The organism is Paenibacillus sp. JNUCC32, from assembly GCF_014863545.1.
GTDB lineage: Bacteria > Bacillota > Bacilli > Paenibacillales > Paenibacillaceae > Paenibacillus_AQ > Paenibacillus_AQ lautus_A.
In genome coordinates this window covers 2,673,274-2,687,562 of sequence record NZ_CP062260.1, presented here as the reverse complement: position 1 = coordinate 2,687,562, position 14,289 = coordinate 2,673,274, and the positions used below count along the sequence as shown (strand labels likewise).

General features: G+C 50.4%; 9 protein-coding genes. All 9 read left to right on the top strand.

What is annotated here, in order from left to right; genetic code table 11:
* The first annotated feature begins 253 nt into the window (after window positions 1–253).
* A complete protein-coding gene (locus tag JNUCC32_RS11850) occupies window positions 254–667 on the top strand; it encodes a YugN-like family protein (RefSeq protein WP_009592953.1) in 414 nt (137 codons plus the stop codon).
* 268 nt (window positions 668–935) lie between these two features.
* Window positions 936–4,400 (top strand): glycoside hydrolase family 2 TIM barrel-domain containing protein, encoded by a 3,465-nt coding sequence (locus tag JNUCC32_RS11845; RefSeq protein WP_192572158.1) that lies wholly within the window; start codon window positions 936–938, stop codon window positions 4,398–4,400.
* 151 nt (window positions 4,401–4,551) lie between these two features.
* The gene (locus tag JNUCC32_RS11840) at window positions 4,552–5,328 is read left to right on the top strand and encodes an alpha/beta hydrolase (protein ID WP_192572157.1); all 777 of its coding nucleotides are present in this window, start codon (window positions 4,552–4,554) and stop codon (window positions 5,326–5,328) included.
* A 97-nt stretch (window positions 5,329–5,425) separates the two neighbouring features.
* Entirely contained in the window at window positions 5,426–7,810 is a 2,385-nt protein-coding gene (locus JNUCC32_RS11835; protein WP_192572156.1) for a polyprenyl synthetase family protein, read from the top strand.
* A gap of 138 nt (window positions 7,811–7,948) precedes the next feature.
* Window positions 7,949–8,743 carry a DUF2935 domain-containing protein gene (locus JNUCC32_RS11830; protein WP_192572155.1) on the top strand — a complete coding sequence of 265 codons (795 nt, stop codon included), beginning with the start codon at window positions 7,949–7,951 and terminating at the stop codon, window positions 8,741–8,743.
* A 312-nt stretch (window positions 8,744–9,055) separates the two neighbouring features.
* Complete coding sequence (locus JNUCC32_RS11825) at window positions 9,056–10,399, top strand: helix-turn-helix domain-containing protein (RefSeq protein ID WP_192572154.1); 1,344 nt, start codon at window positions 9,056–9,058, stop codon at window positions 10,397–10,399.
* 15 nt (window positions 10,400–10,414) lie between these two features.
* Window positions 10,415–10,918: a VOC family protein gene (locus JNUCC32_RS11820; RefSeq protein ID WP_228468942.1), complete on the top strand. Its 504-nt coding sequence runs from the start codon at window positions 10,415–10,417 to the stop codon at window positions 10,916–10,918.
* A gap of 348 nt (window positions 10,919–11,266) precedes the next feature.
* On the top strand, window positions 11,267–12,502 hold the full coding sequence (locus JNUCC32_RS11815; RefSeq protein ID WP_374705853.1) for an RICIN domain-containing protein: 1,236 nt from the start codon (window positions 11,267–11,269) through the stop codon (window positions 12,500–12,502).
* Window positions 12,503–12,631: 129 nt separating this feature from the next.
* Window positions 12,632–14,230 carry an amidohydrolase gene (locus tag JNUCC32_RS11810; protein ID WP_192572153.1) on the top strand — a complete coding sequence of 533 codons (1,599 nt, stop codon included), beginning with the start codon at window positions 12,632–12,634 and terminating at the stop codon, window positions 14,228–14,230.
* The last annotated feature ends 59 nt before the right edge of the window (window positions 14,231–14,289 follow it).

Here is a 14,289-nt window from a genome sequence, read left to right as displayed (position 1 = left end):
AGAAAGTTGCGTTTTTGGCGCTTGGTTGGTCCAGTGTCACTGTTTTGGGAAAGGTCAGCATTATATTTAATAACTGCGATCCAGAATGGGAGAGCTATGTCATCATGACTAGTAATTTAAGACAGTGGGCAAGCATAAGCGACTTCAGCACCCGAACACAATCGGTCATCAGGATACCGCAAGCAGCAGCGAACCGTATAAAGGCGGGAGTTCACGTCCATCCTAGAACTAAAATGTGAAGGTGGGCGTTAACATGATTAATTTGGAATCGCGACTGGAGAATATGGAGGATCGTTTCGTAAACATCGATACTTATCTATGCAAACACGATTTTACGTTAGCCAGCAATTGGGATTACAAGCATGGCTATTTGGATAGGAGATTGGATCAGGAGCGGATGGTGTGGCTTCGCATTCCCTTTCACGTAACCAAGGGCAGCTTGGATGGCGAATGCGGCGGATGCCATGCAACGATCAAGCTTGGCCGACCATTTGTCTTCAGGCATATATATAATAAGGGGACCGATAAGCATGCGAGACCACGTTTATTGGGAGCTCTCTTCGATCAATTCCAGTCGCCGATCGACCCTGACGCCTCGGTGGACGATATGTGGGTTGAACAAGCGAGAAAAGTCTTGGACGAGGTGGAGACGGGGTATTTGCATTAACATTAAGATATCCTAAGAGATTCGGGACGCTTGGTCTCTTTTGGCACATCTGCAATATAATGAAGCAAGGGCTCTGATGCATGCTGCATGCGAAGGGCTCTTTTTTTTTTGTTCAGTGCAAGAATATACAAAAATTAAAGATCATCCTTTGAAAACCTTAGAACTTTTTTGAGGAAGGCTCAAATGATAAAGCATCCTGATATAGTAAGATTGATTGAATATGCGGTCCTCATTGATTAATAAATAGACGAAGAAGGTGATATCACCCATGAATAAAAGAGCTTTGTTTAATGATGGATGGACGTTTGCAAAAAGCGGTTTGGACGTTGAAGATTCGGAGAATCTACAATTTCAGCCTGTTGATCTTCCTCATGATTGGCTCATACATAACACGGAGGATTTATACGAGAACAGCATTGGCTGGTACCGGAAGGAATGGTTGCGGAATAATGACGGCGGTCAGGTCTTCCTCTGTTTTGACGGTGTGTACATGGATTCTTCCGTCTATGTCAATGGTCGTCCTATGGGCGAATGGAAGTATGGCTATTCTTCATTTGAACACGAGATCACGGATGCGCTCCGGGACGGTGAGAATGTCATCGTCGTAAAGGTTGTGCATCAAAGCCCGAACAGCCGATGGTACTCCGGGGCAGGCATTTATCGGAATGTATGGTTAAAGACAAGGGAATCCAACCACATCGTCACGGACGGCGTTTATATAGCGACTAAGCATCAGGAAGATGGATGGCTGGTTGAAGTCGAGACGGAAATGAAGGTCGTGGATGATGTGCTGATCAAGCATGTGATTTTGAAGGATGGGCAGATCATCGCCGAGGCTTCTGACCGGGTCGACGCCAATCACACGTGCAGCAGTGCAGGCAGCATCATAAATACGCAAACATTAGCTGTCAAGGATCCGCTGCTCTGGAGTCCGGAAGAACCTAACTTGTATCAATTGGTGACCGAAATGAAGCTGAGCGGAACCAAGCGTTCCGCAGTTTCGCAGTATGCAATCTTGGAAGCCGTCACTCATAGCGTGGGATTCCGACACATTCGGCTGGATCCTCATCAAGGGTTCCTGCTGAACGGCAGCAAATTCAAATTGAACGGCGTATGCGAGCATCATGATCTCGGCGCTTTGGGAGCAGCCTTTAACAAAACCGCATTGGCGAGAAGGTTTAAGATTCTGAAGGAAATGGGGGTTAACGCGATTCGCACCGCCCATAATATGCCGGCTAAGGAACTGATGGAGCTGGCGGATGAAATGGGGCTGCTGATTGTATCGGAAGCCTTCGATATGTGGGAGCGGCCGAAGACGCCTTATGATTATGCCAGGTTTTTTCGGGAATGGGTTCAGCGTGACGTGAAGAGCTGGGTCAAACGGGACCGCAACCATCCGAGCCTTATCATGTGGAGCATCGGGAATGAGATATATGATACCCATGCCGATGAGAAGGGGCAGGACATCACAAGAATGTTGATGGATGAGGTTTATACATACGATCCTAAGCAAAATGCAAAGGTTACCATCGGATCGAATTATATGCCTTGGGAGAACGCACAGCAATGTGCCGATATTGTCAAGGTAGCAGGATATAACTATGCCGAGAAATATTACGAGAACCATCACCGGGAACATCCGGATTGGATCATATATGGCAGTGAGACCGCGTCCGTCGTACAAAGCAGAGGCATCTACCATTTCCCGTTCGAAAAATCCATCCTGGCCGATGATGACGAGCAATGTTCCTCCCTCGGCAACAGCTCGACAAGTTGGGGAGCGAAATCGGCGGAGGCATGCATTCTGGCTGAACGGGATACGCCCTTCTCGCTCGGTCAATTCATATGGACCGGGTTCGATTATATTGGTGAGCCTACGCCGTACCATACTAAAAACTCCTATTTCGGACAGATTGATACGGCAACCTTCAAGAAGGACTCCTATTATATCTATCAAGCCGCCTGGACGGATTGCAAAACGAAGCCCATGGTGCATCTGCTGCCCTATTGGGATTTCAACGACGGTCAGATGATAGATGTTCGCATCTGCTCCAATGCGCCAAAAGTAGAATTACGACTCAATGGGGAAACCGTGGGTACGCATGACATTGACCATGCACGAGGAAGAGAACTGGTTGGGTGGTGGAAGATTCCTTACGTCAAAGGCGAATTGAAAGCGATTGCTTATGACGAAACAGGCCGTATCGTAGCCACGGATGCAAAACGATCGTTTGGCGATGCCAAGCGGATCGTCCTGCGTCCGGATAAAGAAGAGCTGAGGGCCGATGGAACAGATCTCATCTTCGTTGAGATCACCATGGAAGATGAGGATGGGCACTCCGTCGAGAATGCCAATAACCGGGTGGAGGTCCATGTCACGGGGGCGGGACGGCTGCTGGGTCTCGATAATGGGGACAGCACGGATTACGATCCGTACAAAGGCCTAAGCAGAAGATTGTTCAGCGGCAAGTTGATGGCGATCATCGGTTCGACGTTGGAGCCCGGCGGAATCGGGATCGAGGTGTCCTCCACAGGCATGGAGCGTCAATCCCTTCATTTGACTTCCATACCCGTACAGGATGATGTGACGCAAGGAATATCCGCAAGCATGAGGAATGAGGAGGGACCATGCCTGACAGGAAACAGGGACGAGATTCCGCTTCGTAAGATTGAGCTGATCAGCGAAAAGGGTCAGGTCTTTGATCCGGCGAATCGACAAATGACAGTTCGGGCCATATTGCATCCACTGGCAGCTTCTTATCAGGAAGTCGAATGGGCCGTCGTAAACGATGCCGGCATCGAATCCAATATTGCGAGCGTCGAGGCCAATGGCCATGCTGCCATCGTAACAGCCCTTGGCGACGGGGAATTTCGATTAAGATGTACGAGCCGGAACGGGACAGGTAAAACCCGGCTCATCTCCCAGCTTGAATTTAAGGTCGACGGTTTGGGTCCAGCATACAAGGATCCATACTCCTTCATATCTGCAGGATTATATGATTACAGTCAAGGTGAAGTCGGGAACGGAAACGAAAGAGGCGTAGCCACGAGCAGAGACGGCGAGACGCAGGTCGGGTTCCGGGACATCGATTTTGGCCCCCATGGCTCCGATACGATTACGATTCCGATATTCGCTCTTTCAAGCGAAGCGTACGCTTTGCAAATCTGGGAGGGCATGCCTGGCGAAGATGGCAGCTCCCTGCTGGCTGATTGCATTTATCAGAAGGAGTCCAAATGGAACGTGTATCAGGAAGAAACCTACCGATTGTCCAAGAAGCTGCGCGGCATTACGTCGATTTGCTTTGTCCTTCGCCAGAAGGTGCACATCAAAGGGTTTTATTTTCAACCGGGGAATCGAGCCTTTGAGCCCAACTTTGCCGCCGATTGCGACCGGATTTACGGGGATACCTTTACGGTGTTGGACAACAGGTTTGTTCAAGGGATAGGAAATAACGTCTCCCTCGAGTTTGACGAGATGGATTTCTTAGCCGACGGTGCATCGAAACTGGTGGTGTACGGCAGATCCGCCTTAGATAAAAATATGATTCATATTCGGTTTGCGCATCCGGATGGCGAAAGCAACCGGCTGGTCGAATTTAGGCAAGCCTACGAATATGAAGAGCAGGTATTCGATCTGGAGCCCGTGGCCGGCAAACAGAAGGTGACGTTCATCTTCCTGCCGGGAAGCCAATTTGATTTTGGCTGGTTCCGATTTGTGCGAACAGATTCATAATTTGCGAAATAGACCAAGCTGCCGATCAACTCGGCAGCTTGGTTTCGTTATGAAGGATGTAAGGGTGTCCGAACAGGCGTAGGAATTTAATTAACCCTGCGGTATAATTTGAAATGATATCATATTTTGGATTGAAGGGACCGTGATAGACATGAAGCAAACCCATAAACCGAGGAGCAAAAGATGGATCAGGCCATTCATTTGGATATTGTCCATCTTGGCCATCATAATTATCGCAGGTCTTGCCATACTGGATTCACTTACTTACGAGCCGCTGGATGAAGCGAAAGCGGTATTTCAAACCGACGCGAAGGTAGCGGTTGAACGTCTCCAAGACGGCTATCGCTTCGAGCCCGTGGATGGGCAAGTGATTCAGCCCGACATTATTTTTTATCCGGGCGGATTGGTGGAGCCCGAAAGTTACGCGCCTTTTGCCAAGAGAATGGCGGAGAAAGGGCATCGCGTGTATGTTGCCTCCATGCCGCTGAATCTTGCCATATTCGGACAGAACAAGGCAGATTCCTTCATAGCGGAGCATCCAGACAACCGATATGTTATCGGTGGGCATTCCTTAGGCGGCGTTTTTGCCGCGAGATATGCCAAGGAACATGCGGATGTCATTGACGGCGTATATTTCATGGCCTCATACGCTGACGATGGAGGCAGTCTGAACGGATTAAACCTGTCCGCGCTTCAGATCACCGGTACGCAGGACGGCGTTCTTGATCGAACGAAATGGGAGGCTGCCCAAAAGAATCTGCCGGAAGCTACCACCTATGTAGAGATTGAGGGCGGAAATCACGGGCAATTCGGAGCTTACGGTATGCAAAAAGGAGACCATGAACCCGCCATCACCGATGCCAAGCAGCTGGACGAAGTGTCGGAGGCCATGGGGCGTTGGCTTCAGTCTATGGATGATTCCCTGTAACTGTAACTGAAATGTAACCCGATTGAAACTTCTGCGTATAAAGGTTATAAACATGGATGCATGTTTAACATTTAAAGAAGTTGAGGGATTCCATCATATGAATGTGGCATATACAGATTACGCCGATACGGGATATCGGCAGGCTGAGCAGAAGGCTGCTCAGTATTTTGCATCGCTCCATGTACAGGTAAAGGATAAGAGTTATGTGCCTATCCTGACAGAAGACATTCTCATATGGAAAAGAAAGCATGTTCAACGTCAATCATGGCTGTCCTCTATTTTGCCGGCGAAGAAAAAGCCGTATAACCGGGATTATCATAGATACATCGGATGGCTCAACTATACAGGCGAATTGGATGATTATTTGGATCGAAGCATTTCCTATATTTATATGAGGGATCTGGGCATGGCGCTGGATTCCCCTGATACGAAAGAGAGAATACGACGCGTTGTTGCGAATACCCGAAAACTTCTGGTTCGCTCAAACGGAGCAAAAGAGGGAGACACGCCGGATTTTATGAGTCTGGCGGGATTGTACCGTTGGGCGCAGAAGGAAGGCATTGAAACAGCCGTGATTTGGGTCATCAACAAACTGAAGCATGTAGCCTCCCACATCCCGGACAAGATGGATGCAGAGCAAGCCCAGCGCAAATTAATCAAAATTATCGTCGGGGTTGTCATGCATGTTATGGAAGATTTGAATGGCGAAACATCGCCAGCGGAACGCTCAGCGCGTCTTGACGATGCGATCCGGCTGGGTTATTCCTACGGATTAACCTATCCTTTCATAGACGATCTGCTCGATTCAGGGGTCTTGAACGCCCAGGAGAAGGAACAGTACTCCCACATGATACGGCAGGCCCTGCTTACCGGGAAAGTACCGGAACTTGGCCAGTGGAGCGGTAAAAACATGGAGCTCGTTCATTTCGTGCATCAGGAGCTCCGGGATGCATTCGAGTATATTCAAGGGCGGCAGCGCCCGGAAACGCAGCAAACTTTTTTCGAGCAGTCCAACGTGTTTTTTCATTCCCAGCATATTGACCGTATCAAGGACCTTGCGAATCCCGATTATACCAATGAAGAATTATATCTGCCGATCATCCTGAAATCCTCTTCCTCGCGATTAATTGTCCGTTCCGTAATAAGCGCAGCGGCGGATGAAGGCTTCGAGGACCGAACGTTCTATTATGGGATCTACAACCAGTTGGCCGATGATTTTGCCGATATGTTTCAAGACTTGAATGACGGGGCGGTAACACCTTACACTTACTATCTACAATATCGCGGCCAACGCCAGGACCTCATCAATCCTTTTGAATTATACTGGGCGGTGATTTCCCACCTGATTCATAACGTGTACCATTCGGACGCCAAGACGCGAGAGGTGATGCTCGACCGGGCCATCAATGGACTGAAGCGCTGCAAAGAACGCCTCGGCACCGAGAAATACAATGAAATTATGGATATTTTCGCTTCCGGGAACCCGGAATTCAATCGTCTTATCCAGCACATGGTTTCCAAAGCCGATCAGGTGGATTTCCTTGATAAATTGCTGCGTGACCAGATGGTAACCGTACTTAGAAACGAGCGGAAAGAGAAGGATTATTTTATCGATACGTTTAAATCCGTTCGAGATGAGATTAACCAACATTTGCAAATCGACAAGACTCCCGGCATACCGCCGATGAAAGAGTCGCTGATCGATGCGGCCAATTATTCGCTCGAAGGGGATGGCAAGCGCCTGAGACCCATTCTGACTTGGGTAATGGCCGTGAAGGAATATGGACTGCAGGCATCAGCCATCGTGCCCCTGCTGAGATCGCTTGAATACATGCACACCGCATCCTTGATATTCGATGATTTGCCTTCCCAGGATAACGCCTCTACTCGTAGAGGGCGGCCGACCTTGCATCAGGTTCACGATAGCGCCACGGCGGAAATTACCGGTTTGTTCCTAATACAGAAAGCGATCGAAGAGCAATCCTCCCTGGAAGGGTTTGACCCGAAAACGGTGTTGAAGCTGATACGGTATTCGTCCCAGCGAGCGGGAGATATGTGTTCCGGCCAGGCGATGGATTTGAATTCAAAAGGAAAGGCCTTGTCCTTGGAGCAGTTGAATACGGTTTGTTACTACAAAACGGGGATCGCGTTCGAGGCATCGCTGGTTATGCCCGCCATTCTGGCTCAGGTGAAGGAGACGGAAATCGCAATCCTGAAGAAATTTGCTTACCACGCAGGCATTGCTTTTCAGATTCAGGATGATTTGCTGGATGTGCAGGGGAACGTGGAGCAGCTTGGCAAACCCGGGGGACAGGATGCGGAGAACAACACCTCGACCTTCGTGAGCATTCTGGGGCAGGAAGGGGCCAGCCGGGAAATGTGGGATCATTATTGCCAGGCGATGGAGGCGCTGCAGGAAATGCCGCGCAATACGGCGTTTCTCAAGCATCTATTGAACTATATGGTTAATCGTGAACGTTAAGATGGTCCCGTAACGCGTAGATTGTCGGTAGTCTAAACGAAGGCAAGCGATTGCTCCGGCTGGAGTCGTCAATCGTTCTACTCCCACGGCAGCTGCATATATTTTCTGAGAATAAAGCTGCCAGAGGAGGCAAGCCCAATGAGTGATCCATTGTATGAGCACCGGTTTTGGCTGCAGATTCTTGGGGACCATTGCCGTTTTATTTTTACTGCGCTGTCGCCTAAGGAAAAGGCGGACATCGCTACCGCAGAATCCTTAATGACCAGATTTGATAGGCTTCTCAGTGAATCTCGGCGACCGGATGCATCTACATTCATCGCTAAACTGAACGAAGAAGCCCTTCGTGCTTCGCAAGAATTGCGCGAATTCAAGCTGAATTTATTAGAACGGCAGCTTGCAGGCACCATAGATTTTCTCCTGACCCCGTCCTTTATCAACCACATGGTAAATGAATTGGAGGAATACCTGCGAATTTTGCAGGCCTTGCAAGAGGGGAAGGGAGTGCCGCTGTTCCATCCTTTGCATTATGATATGGTCTGGCTGCAGGATGCCTTTGGTCATGCGGCAAGTCTGGCCGCCGATCTGGATTTTGCCGAGAAGCCGTTGATTGCCAAAAGCATGGCGTTCCAGAAAGATTTCGAAGGGTTTTATCTGAAGGCTGTTGAAATGACAGGGTACCTGCGGACCCGCCTGAAGGATTTTCCCGCCCTGCGCAAATTTCATGCCGATGTAAACCTGGAAATGAGAGTGTTCATGCACTTTCTGTCGGAACTCGAGGAGCTTGAGCTGCGCGGGGAGGTGCTGGACCGGATCAACCCGCTGATGCCGGATCATATGTATCGGGAAGAATGCTACTATCTGTCCAAGCTGGCTGCTCTGGGCGAAGTACAGAGCCCGAACTGCGATCCGACGAAGCCGAGAGTCACAGGTTGATGGATGAAGGATGGGCTCTTTCTCGAGTTAAAAAAGGCAATCTTCACTTTCTTCTCATGGGGCTAAACATTCACTGGAAAAAGGGCCCCGTCGCACTTATGGCGATCTACGGGAGCAGCATCTCCAAGCAAACCGACCAAGTTAACAATTTGAATGGAAAGCAGTTCTCTTGCTGTCAATGAAGAGGCTGCTTTTTTGATTTTGCCATGACGAGATCGAGTTTTTGATAAAAAAGTACAGTTCGCCTTCGCTGAAATTTGGTATGATGTCTTCATAGGAAGCTACAATCATAAGTGAGAGAAAGGACAAGAAATGCAGACCGGTGAAATCGTTCAACGCGCCATTGATTTTGTCGAAGATCATCTCACGGAACCGCTGGCACTCGAGGAAATTGCCGGCGTGGCAGCCATGTCATTGCCGAATCTCTACCGATTGTTTCACAGTATAACGGGACACCCCGTCAAGGAGTACATACGAAAACGCAGGATCAGCGAAGCCGCCAGCTGTTTGCGCAATACCGACCTGCCGACCATCGATATCGGGTACCGCTGTGGATTTGAGTCCTACCCGGCATTCATGAAATCCTTTAAAAGGTGCACAGGACTAACTCCAGGAGCATACCGGAAAGCTCGGCTGGTCTACAGTTTTGAACGGATGAACCTGAATGAACGGACAACATTCATGGGAGAGCGGGATGCTTCTGAACGCTTTCCTGAAGTAAGGGTTACCCGTTTGCTTCCCCGGAAAGGGATTGGTTGCCTGTTTGCTGCAGAGCATGAGAAAGGGATAGAAACCGCGGCGATCGATCATTTCCGGACGCTTATGTCTTCTCACCATATCGATATCCATGAGCTGAGGCTCTTCGGTTGGAACGTGGATCTGGAGGATGAAATCAAGCCGTTCGGATATCAATTGCTCGCTGTTGACGTGAAGGAGCGGGCCCGGATGATGAATCATCCGGAACTGCAAGCCATCGTTCTTGATGGCGGGCTGTATGCAGTGGTCCGAACGCCATCAGTGGCGGAAGACTGCATTCAGAACACATGGAACCGTTTGTTCTCCGAATGGCTGCCCAGCAGCGTGTTTGAGCAAGGAAAGCATCATTTCATGGAAGAATATGTACTGAACAAGAATCAAATCGTTCGCATGAAGCTTTACCTTCCCGTGGAACGAAGCAAGTTGATGGGAAAGATCGAAATTGTGGAGTTGTCCACGCTTAAGGCGATAGCCTTTCGCAGAAAGGGGCCGGACTGCGTGGAACAAGCGGATGAAGCTTCGATTGCCTGGTTATCGCGTAACGGGTTTAGGGGCGACTCGCGTATTCGCGTATTCATGCGCTGTGACGACGCTCTGCTGAAGCAAAGCTCCGCCTACGAGATTTATATAGTTCCGCCGGAGGAGTTCCTTCCAACCCTTGAAGATAAGGACGTGCAGGTTGAGTTGGAAGGCGGTACCTATGCCTGCCTGGAATCAGGTGCTTATGGCGCGATGACAGGCGTACTTCATCGAATTTATCGATGGCTCGATGCTTCAAGCGAGTTTACGCCGGATCCAGAGCGCCTGTGGTATGCCAGTTACGAACTGGAGGGAGCGTCAGATGATGGAATGATCCAAGCGAAGTGTTATGTTCCGGTTAAAATCAAGCAGCAGACATAAGAATGGAGGGAGCTCATGAGCAGATGGCCTGTCGGAAAAGAGCTGCCGGAAGGGTATCGACCGTTTAAGGCACCACGCGTGCTAAAGATGATCCAGGGAGGAAAAACCATGAACGAATCCATACAGAATACGGACAACCATACACAGGCAAGCCCCATTAAGAACAAGGTGGGCAGCATATTCATTCCGGTACGGAATATCGAAGCGTCGCGCAGCTGGTACTGCCGCGTGCTGGGCATCCCAGAGGCTGATTGCCAGATTATGAACGGACATTTATGTCCTTTGCCCATGGAAGGTACGGGCGTGATTCTGGATACGATGCCGAAGTGGGGAGGAGATCAGCCCGAGGGAGCACCGTCTATCGATACTCCCGCCTTCATGCTGATGACAGAGGACCTGGAAGGTTCTTTGGAATATATGAAGAAGCTCGGCGTGGAACTCGTGACGGAAATCGAGCACAACCATTGGTTCGTCGTGAAGGATCCCGATGGGAATAAACTCATGATATGTCGTGAATAAGTTAGAATTTGTACGAGGAAATAGGGAAGTGACAGAAGCCGGCTCTAGCAGCCGGCTTTTTGATATGGAGAGAAGCGTAAGGAATTTAATGAAAGAAATAAAATACGAATGTAAAATAATATAAATTTAGGTTGATAGTGGCATACTACAGGAATATAATGGAAATGTAAGCGCATTATTTACGGTGTTTTATAGGAGAACAACAAGTGAATCTTCCATCATAGATTGGTTTAAGGCAAGACGAGAGAACGAGAAAGAGAGGTGATACGAAGCTTCAGTAGACGGTCCGCACGATGCTGGCACACTAGGTATCCATGAAACCTGAATCCGATGAAAATAGGAGGGAACATGATGCTAAGAAAAGGAATATGTGTAGTTCTGCTGTTTAGTCTTCTGGTCGTTCTATTGCCTGTGAACAAAACCAATGCGGCGCCGAACTGGAATTTGGTATGGAGTGACGAGTTTAACGGGACCTCGCTCAACAGATCCAATTGGACGCCGGAAATCGGTACCGGCAGCGGCGGATGGGGAAACAATGAGCTGCAGTATTATACCGATCGCGCACAGAACCTGCAGGTCTCCGGCGGTAACCTTGTCATTACGGCGCAGAAGGAATCCTATGGCGGGATGAATTACACCTCTGCCCGGATCAAAACCCAGGATTTGAAGAGCTTTACTTACGGGAAAGTGGAGGCTCGAATCAAGCTGCCGTCGGGCCAAGGTTTGTGGCCGGCGTTTTGGATGCTCGGAAGCAACATCAGCACGGTCGGCTGGCCGAAGAGCGGAGAGATCGACATTATGGAACGGGTAAATCTGAATCCATACGTGAACGGTACCGTTCACTGGGATGCAGGAGGTCACGCCGAATTCGGTCGGGTATCCGGCAATCTGGATTTTTCCCAGTTCCATGTCTACAGCATTGAGTGGGATTCTAAATACATCCGCTGGTTTGTGGACGGTCAGCAGTTCAATGAATTTTATATTGAGAACGGAACGGGCAATACCGAGGAATTCCAGCGTCCGTTCTTCTTATTGCTGAACTTGGCGGTTGGCGGAAATTGGCCGGGTAGTCCGAACAATTCCACGCCGTTCCCATCGCAGATGCTGGTGGATTACGTACGCGTGTACCAAGACACGGGTGCATCGAATGTCATCAGCGACGGGATTTATACGATCGCTTCCAAGGCGAGCGGCAAAGTGATGGATGTCGTGGATGTGTCCACGGCCAGCGGCGCCAAAATCCAGCAGTGGACCAACTACGTCGCCAATAACCAAAGGTTCCGGGTGGAAAGCACGGGAGACGGATACTACAAACTCACGGCCGTGCATAGCGGCAAAGTTCTCGATGTGCCGAATTCGTCCACTTCCGCCGGCGTTCAGCTGCAGCAATGGAATGATAATGGTACGGATGCACAGCGATGGAGGATCATTGATGTTGGAGGCGGTTATTATAAACTTGTGTCCAAAGCGAGCGGGCTTGCAGTCGATGTAGCCAGTGCCTCCACCGCGGACGGGGCTGCCGTTCAGCAATGGACGGACAATGGCACGGATGCGCAGAAGTGGGCTTTCACCAAAATCAATTAAGCTTGGACAGGCAGTCCCGTTTGGGACCGCCTGTTTCATTTTGGGGAGGGTTGCCTTGGGGCTGCGCCGGCTGACGAGCTGAAGGCATGTCTGGTATAATAATGGGAAAAATCCGGAGGAATCAGACACATGGAACCTGTCCTTTTTACAAACGGTCTTCTTTATTCACCGCACGCTGCAACGACTGCGGATTCGATATATGTAGAAGACGGCATCATTCGTGCCATGGGAAGTGCGGCCGAGTTGCGTCTGCAGTTATCGGGACGGGATTATCGAACGGTGGATTGGGAGGGGGCTTTCGTGCTGCCAGGCCTGGTGGATGCCCATATGCATCTCGGCATGCACGGACTCAAGCTGGGCATGCTGGACTTCACCGAGGCGGCTTCGAAAGACGAGATGCTGGCTATGCTGCGAGCTCGGGCTGCGGTAACGCCGCCTGGGGAGTGGATCATGGGGCTGAATTGGAACGAGAACCATTTTCCGGACCCGGTAATCCCGAATATGATGGAGCTTGACGACATCACTACGGAGCATCCTGTATATCTGACGAGAACCTGTTTCCATGCTTTCCTCGGTAATTCGGAAGCGTTTCGAAGAGCGGGGATCACTGCAGACACGCCCGATCCGGAGTCCGGCGCTTTCGGCCGGGATGCCGATGGCCGGTTGAACGGCTGCATTTACGAGAATGCTTCGGTGCCTTTTACCATGGTCCAGCCGGAGCCTGACCCGTCCAAGCTGAAAGCTGCGATGCTTCAGGCATGCCGTGATGCCCTTCGGCTCGGCCTGACGGCAGCGCATACGGAAGACCTCCGCCTGCTGGGCAGCGTGGAAGCGATGCTGCGGATCCATCGTGAACTGCGCGAGGAGGGACTGCGCTTCCGTACCCATCAGCTGATGTTCCATGGCTTTCTTGATGAAATGGAGGAGCTCGGCGTCAAGGCAGGCAGCGGGAACGAATGGAATCGCATCGGAGCGGTTAAATTGTTCGCGGACGGGGCGGTTGGAGGAAGAACGGCGCTGCTCAAGGAGCCTTACCATGATGCGCCGCATACCCGCGGACTGGCCATGCATTCGCCAGAGGAGCTAAGGGAGATTGTTGGCAGGGCGCGCAGGCTGGGTTATCCCGTTGCTTTTCATGCGATCGGTGACGGCGCGGCAGAGATGATGACGGATGTGCTTGAAATCCTTCCGCTTAGCAGAGCTGCGAAGCTTCCCGACCGCTTCATTCATGCCCAAATTGTACATCCCGATACGGTTAAGCGAATGAGCAAGCTGAAGCTGGCCGTGGACCTGCAGCCTCGGTTTGTGCCCAGCGATTTTCCATGGGTGCTGGAGCGCGTAGGTCCTGATCGGACAAGCTGTTTGTATGCATGGAAGAAGTGGCTGCGTTCGGGGCTGCCTTGTTCCGGCGGCAGCGACGCTCCCATAGAGCCGCTGAATCCGCTGCTCGGGATTCATGCTGCCATTACCAGACGCAAGCCGGAGGAGCATCACGCAGGCTATTTGCCTAAGGAGAAGCTCAGCCTGACGGAAGCGATTGGGCTGTTTACGCTCGGCAGCGCTGGGGCAGCAGGAGAAGCAGATCAACGAGGAACACTGGAATTGGGCAAATATGCCGATTTCACGGTGGTGGATCGCTGCTTGCATGATGGGATGGATCCGGACGAGTTGCTGGAGACGAAGGTTAGAATGACGGTCATTAACGGGGAAATCGGTTATGCCGAGTAGGTGTCACGACAGGAACAGGTCTTAACCATCTTGATCATTCTCGTGAAAATTTTATAAAT